The following is a 1,161-nucleotide window of genomic DNA, read 5'->3' as shown; positions in this document are numbered from 1 at the left end:
CGTCAGCCAGCACAAGCGCATCTGAATCAGCCTCAACAAGTGCGTCTGCATCAGCCAGCACAAGCGCATCTGAATCAGCCTCAACAAGTGCATCAGCATCAGCAAGCACATCGGCATCTGAATCAGCCTCAACAAGTGCCTCAGCGTCAGCCAGCACATCAGCTAGCCAGTCAGCATCGACAAGTGCATCTGCATCAGCAAGCACAAGCGCATCTGAATCAGCATCAACAAGTGCCTCAGCGTCAGCCAGCACAAGTGCATCTGAATCAGCATCAACAAGTGCGAGCCAATCAGCCAGCACAAGCGCATCTGAATCAGCCTCAACAAGTGCCTCAGCGTCAGCAAGCACAAGCGCATCTGAATCAGCCTCAACAAGTGCGTCTGCATCAGCAAGCACAAGCGCATCTGAATCAGCCTCAACAAGCGCATCTGAGTCAGCCTCAACAAGTGCCTCAGCGTCAGCCAGCACGTCAGCTAGTCAGTCAGCATCAACAAGTGCGAGCCAATCAGCAAGTACCTCAGCTAGCCAGTCGGCATCAACAAGTGCAAGCCAATCAGCAAGCACATCAGCAAGTCAATCGGCATCAACAAGTGCAAGCCAATCAGCCAGCACATCAGCTTCTGAGTCAGCAAGCACATCAGCAAGTCAATCGGCTTCAACAAGTGCGAGCCAATCAGCAAGCACCTCAGCTTCTGAGTCAGCATCGACAAGTGCAAGTCAATCGGCATCAACAAGTGCAAGTCAATCAGCAAGCACATCAGCTTCTGAGTCAGCCAGCACGTCAGCTAGTCAGTCAGCATCGACAAGTGCCAGCCAATCAGCCAGCACGTCAGCTAGTCAGTCGGCATCAACAAGTGCAAGTCAATCAGCTTCAACAAGTGCAAGCCAATCAGCCAGCACATCAGCTTCTGAGTCAGCCAGCACGTCAGCTAGCCAATCGGCTTCAACAAGTGCGAGCCAGTCAGCCAGCACAAGCGCATCTGAGTCAGCCTCAACAAGTGCGAGCCAATCAGCCAGCACAAGCGCATCTGAGTCAGCCTCAACAAGTGCCTCAGCGTCAGCCAGCACGTCAGCTAGTCAGTCAGCATCAACAAGTGCGAGCCAATCAGCAAGTACCTCAGCTAGCCAGTCGGCATCAACAAGTGCAAGCCAATCAGCAA

The 1,161-nt window shown here is 53.1% G+C and carries 1 protein-coding gene; it reads left to right on the top strand.

Going from position 1 to position 1,161, the window contains the following annotated elements; translation table 11 throughout:
• A partial coding sequence (locus GEZ84_RS10545) for a hypothetical protein (RefSeq protein WP_194252074.1) occupies positions 1 to 1,161 on the top strand: 1,161 nt, incomplete at both ends.

Source organism: Streptococcus mitis, from assembly GCF_009496155.1.
In the GTDB taxonomy this organism is placed as follows: Bacteria; Bacillota; Bacilli; order Lactobacillales; family Streptococcaceae; genus Streptococcus; species Streptococcus mitis_BQ.
This window is presented reverse-complemented; position numbering and strand designations above follow the sequence as displayed.